The sequence below is a fragment of the Nocardia arizonensis genome (assembly GCF_001310275.1).
Lineage (GTDB): Bacteria > Actinomycetota > Actinomycetes > Mycobacteriales > Mycobacteriaceae > Nocardia > Nocardia arizonensis.
In genome coordinates this window covers 118,471-132,914 of the sequence record NZ_LGYZ01000081.1, presented here as the reverse complement: position 1 = coordinate 132,914, position 14,444 = coordinate 118,471, and the positions used below count along the sequence as shown (strand labels likewise).

The 14,444-nt window shown below is 70.3% G+C and carries 14 protein-coding genes; 7 read left to right on the top strand and 7 right to left on the bottom strand.

The window, feature by feature from the left end; all coding sequences use genetic code 11:
• Positions 1–3 precede the first annotated feature (3 nt).
• Positions 4–729: an alpha/beta fold hydrolase gene (locus APZ21_RS16155; RefSeq protein ID WP_054814131.1), complete on the bottom strand. Its 726-nt coding sequence runs from the start codon at positions 727–729 to the stop codon at positions 4–6.
• Positions 730–895: 166 nt separating this feature from the next.
• Between APZ21_RS16155 and APZ21_RS16150 the strand changes: the two genes are divergently transcribed.
• The 3 genes from APZ21_RS16150 to APZ21_RS16140 all read left to right on the top strand — a co-directional run bounded on the left by APZ21_RS16150 (position 896) and on the right by APZ21_RS16140 (position 2,800).
• Entirely contained in the window at positions 896–1,273 is a 378-nt protein-coding gene (locus APZ21_RS16150) for an OB-fold nucleic acid binding domain-containing protein (RefSeq protein WP_054814130.1), read from the top strand.
• Positions 1,274–1,278: 5 nt separating this feature from the next.
• Complete coding sequence (locus APZ21_RS16145; protein WP_082393155.1) at positions 1,279–2,004, top strand: DUF3159 domain-containing protein; 726 nt, start codon at positions 1,279–1,281, stop codon at positions 2,002–2,004.
• A gap of 151 nt (positions 2,005–2,155) precedes the next feature.
• Positions 2,156–2,800 (top strand): sigma-70 family RNA polymerase sigma factor, encoded by a 645-nt coding sequence (locus APZ21_RS16140; protein ID WP_082393154.1) that lies wholly within the window; start codon positions 2,156–2,158, stop codon positions 2,798–2,800.
• Positions 2,801–2,846: 46 nt separating this feature from the next.
• Here APZ21_RS16140 and APZ21_RS16135 read toward each other — a convergent pair whose 3' ends face one another.
• Positions 2,847–3,518, bottom strand: coding sequence for a potassium channel family protein (locus APZ21_RS16135; RefSeq protein WP_054814129.1), 672 nt, complete (start codon positions 3,516–3,518; stop codon positions 2,847–2,849).
• A gap of 2 nt (positions 3,519–3,520) precedes the next feature.
• Positions 3,521–4,186, bottom strand: a complete 666-nt coding sequence (locus APZ21_RS16130) for a potassium channel family protein (RefSeq protein WP_054814128.1) — start codon at positions 4,184–4,186, stop codon at positions 3,521–3,523.
• 214 nt (positions 4,187–4,400) lie between these two features.
• Between APZ21_RS16130 and APZ21_RS16125 the strand changes: the two genes are divergently transcribed.
• Both APZ21_RS16125 and APZ21_RS16120 read left to right on the top strand, forming a co-directional pair.
• Positions 4,401–6,392: an APC family permease gene (locus tag APZ21_RS16125; RefSeq protein WP_054814127.1), complete on the top strand. Its 1,992-nt coding sequence runs from the start codon at positions 4,401–4,403 to the stop codon at positions 6,390–6,392.
• 52 nt (positions 6,393–6,444) lie between these two features.
• Positions 6,445–7,905 carry a class I SAM-dependent RNA methyltransferase gene (locus tag APZ21_RS16120; protein WP_054814382.1) on the top strand — a complete coding sequence of 487 codons (1,461 nt, stop codon included), beginning with the start codon at positions 6,445–6,447 and terminating at the stop codon, positions 7,903–7,905.
• Positions 7,906–8,072: 167 nt separating this feature from the next.
• Here APZ21_RS16120 and APZ21_RS16115 read toward each other — a convergent pair whose 3' ends face one another.
• Together APZ21_RS16115 and APZ21_RS34095 are read right to left on the bottom strand one after the other, a co-directional pair.
• Complete coding sequence (locus tag APZ21_RS16115) at positions 8,073–8,750, bottom strand: SIMPL domain-containing protein (RefSeq protein WP_054814126.1); 678 nt, start codon at positions 8,748–8,750, stop codon at positions 8,073–8,075.
• Entirely contained in the window at positions 8,717–8,992 is a 276-nt protein-coding gene (locus APZ21_RS34095; RefSeq protein ID WP_156371116.1) for a hypothetical protein, read from the bottom strand. Before APZ21_RS34095 ends, APZ21_RS16115 begins: the two co-directional genes overlap by 34 nt.
• Positions 8,993–9,298: 306 nt before the next feature.
• Here APZ21_RS34095 and dxs point away from each other — a divergent pair, with 306 nt between their 5' ends.
• Positions 9,299–11,233: a 1-deoxy-D-xylulose-5-phosphate synthase gene (gene dxs, locus APZ21_RS16110; RefSeq protein WP_054814125.1), complete on the top strand. Its 1,935-nt coding sequence runs from the start codon at positions 9,299–9,301 to the stop codon at positions 11,231–11,233.
• 15 nt (positions 11,234–11,248) lie between these two features.
• Here the strand turns inward: dxs and APZ21_RS16105 are convergent, their stop codons facing one another.
• Together APZ21_RS16105 and APZ21_RS16100 are read right to left on the bottom strand one after the other, a co-directional pair.
• Positions 11,249–12,526, bottom strand: a complete 1,278-nt coding sequence (locus APZ21_RS16105) for an HRDC domain-containing protein (RefSeq protein WP_054814124.1) — start codon at positions 12,524–12,526, stop codon at positions 11,249–11,251.
• A 22-nt stretch (positions 12,527–12,548) separates the two neighbouring features.
• Positions 12,549–13,187 (bottom strand): DUF3000 domain-containing protein, encoded by a 639-nt coding sequence (locus tag APZ21_RS16100; RefSeq protein ID WP_082393153.1) that lies wholly within the window; start codon positions 13,185–13,187, stop codon positions 12,549–12,551.
• Between the two features lie 151 nt (positions 13,188–13,338).
• Here APZ21_RS16100 and hemE point away from each other — a divergent pair, with 151 nt between their 5' ends.
• Positions 13,339–14,394: a uroporphyrinogen decarboxylase gene (gene hemE / locus APZ21_RS16095; protein WP_054814123.1), complete on the top strand. Its 1,056-nt coding sequence runs from the start codon at positions 13,339–13,341 to the stop codon at positions 14,392–14,394.
• The last annotated feature ends 50 nt before the right edge of the window (positions 14,395–14,444 follow it).

Genomic DNA, 14,444 nt, shown 5'->3' with positions numbered 1-14,444 from the left:
CGATCAGCCGAAGGCCGCCATGCCCAGGTGGCCGAGGATCGCCGGATCGGCCCCGAGTTCGTCGAGATCGAGCCGGCGCAGCACGGCGTCGGGCAGCAGTCGCGCCCACTGCTCGCCCACGGCGAGCGGATGCACCGGGTCGTCGGTCGCGGCCACCACCGCGACCGGAACTCGCGTCGCGGCAAGCAGGTCGGCATCGGGCCACGCGTAGCGTGCCGCCTCGCTCAGCGCCGACGGCAGCCCCGGCCACTGGGACCTCCAGGATCGGGTGAGCGCGTCGGCCAGCCAGCGCGGGCTGGTGGCGCGCATGCGATCGATCACCGGCTCGAGTCCGTCGGCGCGCAGTTGTTCGGCGGTGTGGGCGGCGCTCATGGCGGCGGGGCATTCGGCGGTGTCCGCGCCTGTCCAAGCGGGTAGCGCCGCGATGACGCCGCTCACCGACTCCGTGTGTTCGGCCGCCCATTCGAGCGCGACGGCCGCGCCCAGTGAGATACCCGTGGCGAATATCGGGCCCGCGGCCGCCGCGGCGTCGAGCGCGGCTCGGTAGCCTGCCACCACGCCGTCCGTATCCGGTTCCACCGCAATCAATTCCAGTCCCGCCTCGGCGCAGGCGGGGCCGAAGGCGCTTCGTGCGAACCTGGCGTCGGAGCCGGTTCCCGGCAAGGCCACAGCTACCCTCGCGGGGCGCAAAGGTTTCAACCGTGTGGGTTCGGGGGAATTCAACGCCATGGATCGACGATCTTGCCTCACGAGGTCGGCGTCACGAACACCGCACCGTGCGTAGCGGGTGACTCCCGCGGCATCTAGAGTGGCGGTGTACGGCCGATCGCCGATCGTCCGTTGAAATGACGATGGTGTGCGACCCGCACCATCTGCTCTAGCAGGAGAGCGTGCAATGCCATCCGCTGCCTCAGGATATTTTCGCCGACTGGGCCGCAGGTTGACCGAGGACATCGATCAGCTGGACGCCGAGGAACTGGCCGAAACCGCGGAGGCGTCGGGAGCTCGCCGCGCGTCGGAGTGTCGCCGCGGCGACGAAGCCACCATGCTCGGCAGGTTGCGTAGTGTGGAAGCCTGCCCCAAGGCCGCGGGCGCGAGCGTCCAGGCCGAATTCTTCGATGGCACCGACGCCATCACCCTGGTGTGGATCGGGCGCCGCCGCATCCCGGGCATCGAGCCCGGACGGCGCATCCTGGTCCGTGGCCGCGTGGGCGACCGCGACGGCCGCAAGGTGATCTTCAACCCCTACTACGAATTGCGCGGGAACAGCTGACACGCATGCCATTCAGCGACGACTACGGCCCCGACCCGGGTGCGCCGACAGAGATCGGAACGCGCCCGCCCTCCGGGGGCAGGCACCGCGCCGGCCCCGCCGAGGAGGAACGCGAGGCCGCGGCCGAACAGACGCTGCTCGAACAACTCGGTGGTCTCAGCGGCCTGATCTACTCCACGCTTCCGGTGGTGGTGTTCGTGCCGGTGAACGCGTTGGCGGGGCTGACCGCCGCGCTCTGGTCGGCCCTTGGGGTGGCGGCGGCCATCCTGGTGTGGCGGGTGTGGCGGCGCGGTGCGATCCAGCCCGCCATTTCCGGCTTCCTCGGTGTCGGGATCTGCGCGTTCATCGCCTACCGCATGGGTGAGGCCAAGGGCTTCTTCCTGTTCGGCATCTACACCAGCCTGATCTATGCGGGCCTGTTCTTGCTCTCGATCCTGGTGCGCTGGCCGCTGGTCGGCGTGATCTGGGGTTATCTCAACGGGCACGGCACCGGATGGCGCGCCGATCGCAGCCAGGCCCGGCTATACGATCTGGCGACCTCGACCTGGGTGGCGGTCTTCGGGGCCCGGTATCTGGTCCAGTCCTCGCTCTACGACACCGACCACACCGGCTGGCTGGCCTTCGCGCGCATCGCGATGGGCTGGCCGTTGACCGCCGTCGCGCTGGCGGTCACCGTGTGGGCGGTGCGCCGCGCCGGACATCTGCCCGTGCGCCGGGCCACCGCGACCTGACCCGCTCGCCCCCGGGACGGCGCACAGGTGGGTGCGGACCCACCGCCGAGGTGGGCTCTTCCCCACCCTGGGGTACCTGGCCGGTGCCTCCGGTTCATCGGACGATCGTTGTCGACAACGACGAAATGCGATCGGCTGGAAGGACTCGGAAATGGCTACCGAGCACAAGACATCGAAGACCGGTGCGACGTTCAAGGGCAATGCCCATTCCAATCCGGCCCTCTCGGAGAGCAGGCGGATCTCCGCCGAACTGGACAAGCTCATCGGCCCCGCCGCGGCGGGCGATCAGCGGGCCGTCTCCGACATCGTGCGGATCGTGCATCCGCTGGTGCGCCGCTACTGCGGGGCGCGCCTCGGCAACACCGCCCACCTGCACGTGACCGCCGACGACGTGGTGCAGGAGATCCTCATCGCCACCGTCAAGGCCATCCCGCGCTACCGGGATCAGGGCAAGTCCTTCCTCGCCTTCGTCTACGGCATCGCGGCCAACAAGGTCGCCGACGCCTTCCGGCGCGCGCAGCTGCATCCGACCTATCCGGTGGCCGAGATGCCCGACGAGCCATCGCAGGCGGCGGGCCCCGAGGAATGGGCGCTTGCCTCCGAACGGCGCGCCGCCACCAGGGAACTGATGAAGATCCTGGCTCCCGCCCACCGCGAGGTGCTGGTCATGCGCATCGTGCTCGGCTGGAGCGCCGCACAGACCGCCGAGGCGATCGGCACCAGCCCGGGTGTGGTCCGGGTGATGCAGCATCGCGCGCTGAACAAGCTGCGCGCTCAGCTGAAGGTCGCCTCGTGACCACTCGCCCCGCGCGGCTCGCGCGGCTCGCCGCCCTGTCGGGGAGTCAGGGTTTGATACCGTGCGGAGCCAGCGCGACCCGCAGGTCCTCCTCGGCCTCGACCGAGGCCACGAACAACAGCTCGTCTTCACCCTCGAAGGGGTCGTCGGGCTGTGGGACGATCACCCTGCCGCCGCGCAGAATCGTCACCAGGGCGGTGTCGCGCGGCAGGCTGAGGGTACGCACTGGTTTGCCCGCGAGCGCGGTGTCGGCGGGCAGGGTGATCTCGACCAGATTCGCCTGACCCTGCCGCAATGTCATCAACCGGACCAGATCGCCGACCGATACCGCCTCCTCGACGAGTGAGGCCAGCAGCCGCGGCGTCGACACGGCCACGTCGACGCCCCAGGAACCGTCGAACAACCACTCGTTGCGCGGATCGTTGACCCGCGCGACCACCCGCCGCACGCCGAATTCGGTTTTGGCGAGCAGGCTGTGCACCAGATTCGCCTTGTCGTCGCCGGTGGCCGCGATGACCACCTCGTAGGTCTCGAGTCCGGCCTCCTCGAGCAGCGCCAGCTCACAGGCGTCGGCGTGTACCCAGACCGCGTCCGGGATGGCGGCGGTGTCGATGTGGTCGAGTTGACGCTCGAGCAGCATCACCTCGTGTCCGCCGCGCAGCAGTTCGCGCGCGATCGACCGGCCGACGGCGCCTGCTCCGGCGATGGCCACCTTCATGATCAGTCCTCGCTCGCGGGGGGCTTACCGGCCAGTGCGATGGATTCGCCGACGCGGCCCGATGTCGCCGCGACGTAGACGACGTCGTCGGCCTGGACGATGGTCTTGGTATCGGGCAGCAGACCCTGGCCGAACCGGATGATGAAGGCCACCCGCGCGCCCACGGCCTGTTCGAGATCGCGCACCGTGCGCCCGTACCATTCCTCGTGCAGGTTCAGCTGGGTCACCGCGACCGTGCCGGTTGGATCGCGCCAGGTGGTGGTGCTGGTGTCGCCGATGAGCGTGCGCAGGAAGCGGTCGGTGGTCCACGGCACCGTCGCGATGGTGGGTATGCCGAGCCGTTCGTAGACCGCGGCGCGCTTGGCGTCGTAGATCCTGGCCACCACCCGTCCCACACCGAAGGTCTCGCGCGCCACCCGGGCGGAGATGATGTTGGAGTTGTCGCCGGAGGACACCGCGGCGAAGGCGTCGGCGCGCTCGATTCCGGCGCGGGTCAGCACATCCCGGTCGAATCCGACACCCACCACCTGCTCACCGGGGAAGTCGGAGCCCAGGCGCAGGAAGGCGCTGGCGTCGCGGTCGATGACCGTGACCTCGTGACCGATCCTGACCAGGGCGCGGGCCAGCGAGGAGCCGACACGTCCGCACCCCATGATCACTACGTACACGGCATAACCTCGTTCCTGGAACCGTGGCGTTCGGTCTCTTGCCTCTGGGCAGAACCGTACCCGGACGGTGATTCCAAGACCGACTTTCCCCCCGCGGTCCGTGGCCAAACCGGCGCGGTGCGCGAACGGGCCGCCGTGCGCACCGACCTCGCCCCGCCGCGTCGCCGACCCACCCCGCGGGCGATCCATCCCGCGGGGATCTATGCTCGCTCCAGTGTCCAAGTTGACGACGGCAGCCAAGCGGATGCTGCTGGGCAGGCCCTTCCGCAGTGATTCGCTGGGGCACACGCTGTTGCCGAAGCGAATCGCTCTGCCGGTGTTCGCCTCCGATGCCATGTCCTCGGTGGCATACGCGCCCGAGGAGATCTTTCTCGTGCTGTCCGTGGCGGGCATCTCGGCCTACATGTACGCGCCGTGGGTCGGTCTCGCCGTCGCCTTCGTCATGGCGGTCGTGGTGGCCAGTTACCGCCAGAACGTGCACGCTTATCCTTCCGGCGGTGGTGACTACGAGGTCGCCACCACCAATCTCGGCCCCACCGCCGGACTCACCGTCGGCAGCGCGCTGCTGGTCGACTACGTGCTCACCGTCGCGGTGTCGATCTCTTCGGCGGCCTCCAATATCGGGTCCGCGATTCCGTTCGTCGCCACCCACAAGGTCCTGTTCGCCGTCGTCGCCATCGCCGTGCTCTCCGCGATGAATCTGCGCGGTGTGCGCGAGTCCGGCAAGGCGTTCGCGATTCCCACCTACGCCTTCATCGTCGGCATGTTCTTCATGTTGGGCTGGGGGCTGTTCCGCATCTTCGTCCTCGGCGACGACCTGCGCGCGGCTTCGGCGGGCTTCGAACTGCACGCCGAAGAGGAGCACCTATACGGTCTGGCCTTCGCCTTCCTCATCGCGCGCTCGTTCTCCTCCGGTTGCGCCGCGCTCACCGGTGTCGAGGCGATCAGCAACGGTGTGCCCGCATTCCGTAAACCGAAGTCGCGCAATGCCGCGACCACACTGCTCATGTTGGGCGCGATCGCGATCGTGCTGCTCATGGGCATCATCGTGCTCGCCCAGAAGATCGGGGTCGTCTACGCGCACAACACCGGCGACCTCATCGGCGCGCCCCCCGACTACCACCAGAAGACGCTCATCGCCCAGCTCGCCGAGACTGTCTTCGACGGATTCCCGATCGGCTTCTTCTTCATCACCGTCGTCACCGCGCTCATCCTGGTGCTGGCCGCCAACACCGCGTTCAACGGATTCCCGGTGCTCGGCTCGATCCTGGCCCAGGACCGCTACCTGCCCCGGCAGTTGCATACCCGCGGCGACCGGCTGGCCTTCAGCAACGGCATCCTGTTCCTGTCCGGTGCCGCCATCGCGTTCGTGGTGTTCTTCGGCGCGGAGGTCACCAAACTCATCCAGCTCTACATCGTCGGCGTGTTCGTCTCCTTCGTGCTGAGCCAGACCGGCATGCTTCGGCACTGGACACGGCTGTTGCGCAGCGAGACCGATCCGTCGCAGCGGGCAAGGATGAAGCGTTCGCGGATCATCAACGCGGTGGGTCTCACGGCCACCGGCGCGGTGCTGATCATCGTGCTGATCACGAAGTTCTTCGCGGGGGCGTGGATCGCCATCACGACGATGGTGGCGATCTTCATCGTGATGAAGATGATTCACAAACACTACGATTCGGTGTCGCGCGAACTCGACGAACACGACTGGGACGGTGTGCTGCCCAGCCGCTCGCATTCCATCGTGCTGGTGTCCAAACTGCATCTGCCGACCCGCCGTGCGCTGGCCTACGCGCGCGCCACCCGCCCCGACACCCTCGAGGCGATCACGGTCAATGTCGACGACGCCGACACCCGCGCGCTGGTGCGCGAATGGGAACGAAGCGATATCACGGTGCCGCTCAAGGTGATCGAGTCGCCATACCGCGAGATCACCAAACCGGTGCTCGACTATGTGCAGCGGGTGCGCAAGGATTCCCCGCGCGACGTGGTGACGGTGTTCATTCCCGAATACGTGGTCGGGCACTGGTGGGAGCAGGTGCTGCACAACCAGAGCGCGCTGCGCCTGAAGGGACGGCTGTTGTTCGAGCCGGGCGTCATGGTCACCAGTGTGCCGTGGCAGCTCAGCTCCTCGACGCGGGCCCGTCGCGGCACCGGTGAGATCAACGCGCCCGGCGCGGTGCGGCGCGGCTACGAGGACCGGGTGTGAACGGGCCGTACCGGCTCGACCGGTGAGGGAGGTGAGCGTGGTGCCGGAGGCGATGTTCGAGGTCAGGCTCGGCCCGCCGGGACACGGCGGATTCTGTGTGGGCCGCCACGAGGGCCGGGTGGTGTTCGTGCGGCACGGGTTGCCGGGGGAACTGGTGCGGGTGCGGGTCACCGAGGATCGCGGCGGATCTTTCTTCCGGGCCGACGCGGTGGCGATCCTGGAGCCGTCGCCGGACCGCGTCGAGCCGACCTGCCCGGTATCCGGGCCGGGTGGTGCGGGCTGCTGCGATTTCTCCTACGCGACCGAATCCGCGCAGCGCGCGCTCAAGGCGACGGTGGTGGCCGAACAGTTGCGCAGGCTGGCGGGAATCGAGCGCGAGGTGGCGGTGGAACCGCTGGCGGACGCCCGCGCCGAAGGCGGCTGGCGGACCCGGGTCCGGCTGGCTGTCGACACGCGCGGGCGTGCCGGTGTGCACGCCTACCGCGGCACCGAGATCATCGCGGATCTGCGCTGTCCGCAACCGGTGGCCGGCGCGATGGACGGCATAGCGGACCGGCTGTGGACGCCCGGCTCTGATCTCGTGGTCGCGGTGGACGGCGACGGCGTGCGCCATATCGTCGAACTCGCGCCCGCGTCGGTCGGCGGCGACCGAGGTCGCGGACAGGGTCGCGCCCGGCGCGGCGAATCGGCGCGACGCGACGACAGCACCGAGGTCACCCGCGCCGACGCCGCCCGGCGCGCCCCCGGCGGCGCCCGCCGCGGCAGGCGCGGGGGTGAACGTCCCAGTGGCGCGGTTCGCGACGAGGCGCGGCGACCCGGATGGCGCGACGAGGACGCGCGCGAGTACGCGGGTGACCCGGCCGCTGCGGCCGAAGAACGCCGCGGTGCGGCCGCGCGCCGGGCCGCAGCGCACGCGCCGCGCGACGAATGGGTGATCGCGGGCAGCGGCCGAGCGGTGGAATATGTGGCGGGACGGCGCTGGGAGGTGTCGGCCACCGGTTTCTGGCAGGCGCATCGCGGTGCGGCGCAATGCTATTCGGATCTGGTCGCGCAATGGGCGGAGCTGCGCGACGGCGATGTGGCCTGGGATCTCTACAGTGGCGCGGGCGTGTTCGCGGCGCGGCTGGCCGAACAGGTCGGCCCGACCGGATCGGTGCGGGCGGTCGAGTCCTCGCGCGCCGCGGTCGCCGACGGCCGGGCCGCCCTGCGCGATCTGCCCTGGCTCGATCTGCACGCCGGCCGCGTCGAACGCTGGATCGCCGACCACGCGACCGGTCCCGCGCCCGCGGTCGTGGTCCTCGACCCGCCCCGCGCGGGCGCGGGCAAGGAGGTCATAGCCGCCTTGGGCGAGGCGGGACCGGCCCGTATCGTCCACATAGGGTGCGATCCAGCGGCATTCGCCCGCGACCTCGGCCTATACCTCGCCGCCGGCTATCGCCTCACCGAATTGCGCGCCTTCGACGCGTTCCCCGCGACCCATCACGTGGAATGTGTTGCCGTGCTTGACGCTTGAATCGTCCGCACCGGTTCGACGATGCCGTCCGGTGGTCCTTCGGCCGGCGGTGAGGGGCCGGGGCACAGAGCTCGAGCGCGGAGGCGTCCGGCCCGGCGGGCACCGCTCGCCCAGCGGCCGCATGGCCCCGTCCGGTTCGGCTGTATCTCATGGGCGGCGCAGGTCGATCACTCCAGGCGCCAGGTGGCACGTAGGGTCGCCGATATCTCGCTCTCGCCGAGTTCCACCGGAACCGGTGCCGCGCGCAAGGCGCCCTCGAGCGGGGCCGATACGGCGCGCAGTCGGGGTCCCGCCGGGGCCGCGGACGCGGTGTCCTCGGTGATCTCCAGCACCGGCCCCAGTGTGCGCGCCGAGCGCGCCGCGTACCGGGTGGCCTTGGCGAGCGCGTCGTCCCACGCGGCGTCGCGGGCCTCGGCGAGCAGCCCGGCCTGATCGGCGACGGTGAGGGTGAGCCCGCCGAGCCGGACGTCGTCGCCGCCGGCCGCGACGCAGTCGGCGATGATCGCGGCCGGGCCGGGATCGGCGGTCTCGCCGATATCGCGCAAAATCACCGCGAGATCGGTGCCCGCGACGTAGCCGGTGATCCGATTGCCCTGGCCCTCGGTCCAGACCGTCTCGGTGCGTACCGAGACGCCGCCGGTGGCGATATCGGTGTCCGCGACCCCGTGGCGACGCAGCGCGCCGGTCACCGCCGCGACGCGCTGTCCGGCGTTGCCGTAGGCGGCGGCCACCCGGTCGGCCCGGCATTCGACCGAGACGGTGACCCGCATGAGATCGGGCACGGCCCGCACACTGCCGTGTCCGAAGGTCGTCACGGTGGCGGCATCGGATTTCTTCTTTCCCACGCGTCCTCCTCGAGTTGTGCTCGCGGTCGGTAGTCGCCGCCGCGCACCGCGATGACCCGCACCGCGGCGTCCATCCGCGCATAGACCCCGGTGCCGAGCCGTTCCGGCCGCGCCGGGTGTTCGGCGACCGTCTCCACTCCCCGGTCGGCCGGCGCCTGCGGCGGCCGGGCACAACCCGAACGAATCCGGTTCCACCTCAGCCAGTTCCGTAATGACGGCCGGTTCACCGGACCGGTCGGCACGGACCAGCTCGTCCACCTCGGCCACCGTGCCTGCCGCCACACCCGGATCCGGCGCCGCGGGCGCCCACTTCCCGGGGCCCGGCCACACGACCACTCTAGGGCGGGTACCGTGGGTCCGGCGGTCGACCCGACACGTGTGTTCGCGCCGCCGGCACGGTCGGCGCGCGTGTGGAGCCTCACACCCGGCGGCGGACTCGGTCGGCGGCAGCCCGGCGTCGGATCAGAGCACCGTGGCGGCTCCGTAGACTGAATCGGATCGGAAGACCGAATCGGATCAGATGCACTATCCGGAGGGAGCGAGTTCAGGTGGGAGTGCTTTCCCGGGTCGATACGCCCGAGGATCTGCGCGGGCTGACCGCGCCGCAACTGAATCGGCTCGCGGAGGAGATCCGCGAGTTCCTCGTGCGCAAGGTCGCCGCGTCCGGCGGGCACCTCGGCCCCAATCTCGGTGTGGTCGAACTGACCATCGCCCTGCACCGGATCTTCGATTCGCCGGGTGATCCGCTCATATTCGACACCGGCCACCAGGCATACGTGCACAAGATCCTCACCGGCCGCAAGGATCGGTTCGACTCGCTGCGCCGCCAGGGCGGTCTGTCCGGCTATCCGAGCCGCGTCGAGAGCCCGCACGACTGGGTCGAATCATCCCACGCGTCGGCCGCGCTGTCCTACGCCGACGGTCTGGCCAAGGCGTTCGCGCTGACCGGCCAGGATCGGCACGTGGTCGCCGTGGTCGGCGACGGCGCGCTCACCGGCGGCATGTGCTGGGAGGCGCTGAACAACATCGCCGCCGCGCCGGACCGCTCCGTGGTGATCGTGGTCAACGACAACGGCCGCTCCTACGCGCCCACCATCGGCGGTCTGGCCGACCGGCTCACCGCCCTGCGCACCCAACCCGCCTACGAGCACGCCCTGGACGCGGGCAAGCGCATCCTCAAGAGCATTCCGCGGGTCGGGGAGTCGGCGTACTCGATGGTGCACGCGGTGAAGGCGGGCATCAAGGACGCGGTGAGCCCGCAGGAGCTGTTCGGCGATCTCGGACTCAAATACGTCGGACCGGTCGACGGACACGATATCGTCGCGCTCGAGGCGGCGCTGCGCCGGGCCAAGGATTTCGGCGGCCCGGTCATCGTGCACGCGGTCACCCAGAAGGGCCGCGGATACGAACACGCGGAGAACCACGTCGCCGACCAGATGCACGCCTGCGATCCGATCGACCCGCTGACCGGCCGTCCGCTCGGCGGGAAGAAGGCGCCCGGATGGACCTCGGTGTTCTCCGAAGAACTCATCGCCCAGGCCGACCGTCGCGACGACATCGTCGCCATCACCGCCGCCATGCCCGGCCCGACCGGACTCGCCGCGTTCGGGGAGCGTTTCCCCGAACGCATGTTCGACGTCGGCATCGCCGAACAACATGCGATGGCCTCGGCCGCGGGTCTGGCGCTCGGCGGAATGCATCCGGTGGTCGCGATCTACTCGACCTTCCTCAACCGCGCCTTCGACCAGTTGCTCATGGATGTGGCGCTGCTCAAACAGCCGGTCACGGTCGTGCTCGACCGCGCGGGGATCACCGGGCCCGACGGCGCCAGCCACAACGGCATGTGGGATCTGTCGTTGCTCGGCATCATTCCCGGCATCAGGGTGGCCGCTCCCCGCGATGCCGCCACCCTGCGGGAGGAATTGGGTGAGGCGCTGGCCGTGCAGGACGGCCCGACCGTGCTGCGCTTCCCGAAAGGCAGTGTGGGCGAGGATATCTCGGCCGTCGAGCGATACGACGGGGTGGATGTGCTTCACCTGCCCGCCGCCGGCGGCGGTCCGGCCCAGACCCAGCACGGCGACGTCCTGCTGGTCGCCGTCGGCCCCTTCGCCGAAACCGCCCTGTACGCGGCGGAACTGCTGGAATCGGAAGGGGTTTCGGTCACCGTCATCGACCCGCGCTGGGTGCTGCCGGTCTCGGACACCATCGTCAAACTCGCCGAGAACTACCGACTGGTGGTCACCATCGAGGACAGCGGCCTGCACGGCGGAATCGGCGCCACCGTCTCGGCGCGGCTGCGCGCCGCCGGACTCGACGTGCCGACCCGCGATCTCGGAGTGCCGCAGGAATTCCTCGACCACGCGACCCGCGGCGAGGTGCACGCGGAGTTGGGGCTCACCGCACCCGATATCGCCCGGCGGATCACCGGATGGCTGGACGCGCGGCGGGCGCGGATCGAGGAGACCGAGACCCCGGGGTCGTGAGTGCGCGGCGGCGGGTCAGTCGCTGGACGGCTCGCCCGCGGTGCGCAGCGCCTCGGTGAGGACGGGCACGGCGAGTTCGCGCTGCCACGACCGGGCCGAGCCCGCGCTGAGAAAGCGATCGATATCGGCGGCAAGCGTGGCGGCGGCGCCGTAGTCGGCGAGTCCGTCCCAGCAGAGTCGGCGCACCAGATCGGGGGACAGCAAATTCTCCACCGGAATGTTGTACTCGGCGGACAGTTCGCCCATGCCCGCGCGCGCCTTGGCCAGCCGAGCCGCCGCGACCGGGTCTCGGCGCTCCCACCGGTTGACCGGCGGCGGACCGTCGAAGGGCTGGGTCAGCGGCGGCAACGCGCTGTCGGGAAGCGTGCGGGCGCGTTCCACGGCGGCGAGCCATTCGCGCGAATAGCGCCGCTGTCTTGGCCCGCCGAATACGGGCAGGGTCCGTAACTGGGCGATGGTGCGTGGATCGGCGGTGGCGGCGGCGACGATCGCCGAATCCGGCAGGATTCTGGCCGGCGCCACGTCTCTGGCGCGCGCGAGCCCGTCACGCGCGACCCATAACTCGCGCACCGCGGCGAGCTGGCGGGGGCGGCGCAGGGTGTGGATGCCCGAGGTGCGCCGCCAGCGCTCGGCCTTCGGCGCGGGCGGCTCGGTCACTCTGATATGCTCGAATTCCTCTGCCGCCCAATGGGATTTACCCTGTTCGTCCAGCGATCCGGCGACCTCGTCGCGCAGTTCCAGCAGCAACTCGACATCGAGGGCGGCGTAGTTGAGCCATTCGGCGGGCAGCGGTCTGGTGGACCAGTCGGCCGCGCCGTGCCCCTTGCGCAGTGCGCGCCCGAGCAGGCGTTCGACCATCGCGGCGAGCCCGACCCGTTCGAAACCGGCCAGCCTGCCGCCGAGTTCGGTGTCGAACAAGCGCGCCGGGCGCAGTCCCAGTTCGGCCAGGCCCGGCAGATCCTGATCGGCCGAATGCAGTACCCACTCCAGATCGTTGATCGCCGCCGCCAGCGGGTCCAGCGCCTCGGCGACCGGAATCGGATCGATCAGGAAGGTGCCCGCACCGGCCCGGCGTAACTGGATCAGATAGGCGCGCGCGGAGTAACGGAAGCCGGAGGCGCGCTCGGCGTCGACCGCCAGCGGACCCGAACCCTCGGCGATGGCCTCGGCCGCGGCGACGACCTCGGCGGGGGTCACCAGAACCGGCGGCACTCCATCGGCGGGGGCGAGCAGGGGCTCTGCTGTACTGTCTCCCACGATGTGCCCGTCGTCGGGCTGATCTGCTACCGGCATAGATTTGAACTTTACGTTGTGGTCAACTCAGTTCGTTGCTGGTATACGACTCCGGCCGCAGATGGGTTATACCCGCAGGCGGCAGACCCGCCGAATAGGCCAGCACCTCGCAGAATGCCTCCACGTGCGGGCGCATGTCGGTGGTCGTCGCGGTCCAGGACGCGCGCAGCTCCAGCTGGTGGGCGCGCGGCGGACCCGCGATATCGCCGTAGCGCACCGAACTGGTCGAGGTGACCGTGCCGCCGAGCGCGGTGAACGGCTCCGACCGGGATTCCAGCGCGTCGACCAGCCAGCTCCAGGCGACCTCCGGCAGCAGCGGGTCGGTGGCCAGCGCGGCATCGATATCGGCCTGGACATAGGCGACAAGCCGGAACACACCGTGCCAGGCGTCGTCGCCGTCGGGGTCGTACAGCAGGATCAGACGTCCGAAGGCGTCACCTTCGGAATCGACCGGAACCGTGGGGGTTTCGGGATGTTTCACCTCCGCGCCGACCGCGTAGGAATGCGGTGCCAGGCGTTGCGGCGGCCGGATGGGCGCAAGCTCGATCCGGGGGTGCACGGTTGCGGAGCCCATCGCCTCGACCGCGGCGCGAAATGGCGCTGGCTCACCACGGGAACCCTCGGTCGGTGCGGCCCCGTCGCGGATGTCGAGCGGTGTCACGGAAGCGACGGTAGACCTCGAGTACCCTGCGCGCTCGGAGGCGCGCCGCACGCGGGCGGCGGCGCGTGCGATCGCGCTCCGCGAGGTCGCGCGTGTCGCCGGCGCCGCCGCGTCCCGTGCGGTGACCCCGCTGCGCTTACGATGAGCGGTGATGAGCACTCATACCCGCCGCCGGTTGACCGATGCACCGTTCCTGGCCGCCGCCACCGGCGCCGAGCCGAGTAGGCGCCCGGTCTGGTTCATGCGGCAAGCCGGACGGTCGCTGCCCGAGTATCGCCGAGTGCGCGCGGGGATCGGCATGCTCGAATCCTGCTTCGATCCCGAACTGGTCTGCGAGATCACCGTGCAGCCGATCCGGCGCCACGGCGTCGACGCGGCGATCCTGTTCTCCGACATCGTCGTTCCGCTCAAGGCCGCGGGCATCGATCTCGACATCGTGCCCGGCGTCGGCCCGGTCGTGGCCGCACCGGTGCGCACCGTCGATGACGTGCGCGCGCTGCCGCGGCTGCGGCCCGAGGATGTCGGCGCGGTCGTCGAGGGCGTGCGCCTGCTCGTCGACGCACTCGGCGACACCCCGCTGATCGGTTTCGCGGGCGCGCCGTTCACCCTGGCCTCGTACCTGGTCGAAGGCGGTCCGAGTAAGAATCACGAGCGGACCAAGGCGATGATGTACGCCGATCCGCGGACCTGGCACGCGCTGCTCGGCGCGCTCACCGACATCACCATCGCCTTCCTGCGCGCCCAACTCGACGCGGGTGTGGACGCGGTGCAGCTGTTCGACTCCTGGGCGGGCGCGCTGTCGCTGGCCGACTACCGCGCCTTCGTGCTCCCGCATTCGGAACGGGTCTTCGCCGAGATCGCCGACGCGGGCGTCCCGCGCATCCACTTCGGTGTCGGCACCGGCGAACTGCTCGGCGCGATGGGCGAGGCGGGCGCGGACGTGGTCGGTGTGGACTGGCGGGTTCCGCTGACCGAGGCCGTGCGGCGCGTCGGCGCCGGAAAGGCGTTGCAGGGCAATCTCGACCCCGCGGTGCTGTTCGCCGGGCCGGCCGCGGTCGAGGCGCAGGCCCGCCGCATCGCGCACGAGGCCGACGAGGCGATCACCCTCGGCGCCGCCGGTCACATCTTCAACCTGGGCCACGGTGTGCTGCCCGACACCGACCCGGGCGTGCTGACCGCGCTGGTCGAACTCGTCCACGAACTCTGAGCCGGGCGGTGGCCCGCGTACCCGGCGTCGGGCGCGTGCGCGGGGCGGAT